Below are 1,179 nucleotides of genomic sequence, written 5' to 3'. Positions count from 1 at the left end.
CAACCAGCGGACGCTGCGCTCGTTGAGGAAATAACTGAAATGATTGACCTGCGCGCCGCGGTCGAGCAGGAAGCGCGCGCCCTTTTCCGGTCGGCGGATGCCGCCGTACATCGAGCCGGTGTTGACCACGAGGTCATGGTCGGCGCCGTAGAACCAGTCACTGGCAAGGAGCTTGATCTGACTCCACAGCGAATCGCCCTGGTCGAGATCGCCGGCAATCACCGTCAGGTCGGCGTTGGTGACCAATTGCGGATGCTGCAGCAGACGCGTCAGCGCCGAGCCGGGCAGCATCGCCTCGAGGCCCGGCAGGGTGCGCGGATCGGTCCTCTCCTTGAGGACCGCCAGCAGGAAATCGAGCAGGTCTTCACCGACACCGTCCGGCACGAAATACTTGAGCACCGACAGCCAGCGGTCGAGCCGGCCGGAAGCGAGCGTCGTGCCGCGCGCCGGACAGGCGACACGGACGAAGCGGCGCACGCGGATGGCTTTGGCGTCGAGAATTCCGAGCAGCTCGACCAGTGCAGCGCGGTCGGCTGCGTAGGCCTGGTCGCGCGCCGCCATCGCCGTTTCGTCGAGCGGGCTCAGCCCGAGTTGTGCGGCGACGGTGCGATCGGCCTTGAACAGGGTCTCGGCAAAACCTTGCGAGAGCGGATCGTCGCGCCGCTCGCGTTCGCCGAGGCACAACAGTTCGCCGACCAGACCGCCGCGCGAATGTGAGACCAGATGCAGTTCTGCATTCGGCGGCAGCCGCTTCGCCAGATCGAGCGCGTTGCCGATCGGGCTGACCGTCAGGCTGCGGTGCTCGAGCGTATAGACGCGTTCGCCGTAGGTGGCCGCGAACTCCTTGAGCGCCGCCGCACGGGCCTTGCTGCCGGGCTCCCACAGCTTGCCGTAGCTGCCCTTGAAGCTCGACGCCGTGCCGTGCAGGAAGACCAGGAGCGGCCCCGTGGCGCCAGGAATGTCGGCGTCGTCAGCGAGTGCCGTCAGCCGGCCGTCACTGGCGAGGTCGCAGCGGTAAATCCCCGGCGCATTGCCGCCGAGCAGCCGCGCCTCGATGGCCGAACCCAGTTTGGCTGCCGAAGTCCCGCTCAGGTCTACGCCGAAGAACTCCAGCGCGCGGACACCGAGGCCGAGCCAGCCGCGACTGCCGGCGCGATCGGCAGCACGCGCCGGCAGTCG

General features: G+C 67.9%; 1 pseudogene. It reads right to left on the bottom strand.

Features of this window, described 5'->3' with window-relative positions:
* Positions 1-1,179, bottom strand: a pseudogene (locus CAPSK01_RS18595) (hypothetical protein); the annotation flags it as partial.

Origin of the sequence: Candidatus Accumulibacter vicinus, assembly GCF_000584955.1 — a bacterium.
GTDB lineage: Bacteria > Pseudomonadota > Gammaproteobacteria > Burkholderiales > Rhodocyclaceae > Accumulibacter > Accumulibacter vicinus.
This window is presented reverse-complemented; position numbering and strand designations above follow the sequence as displayed.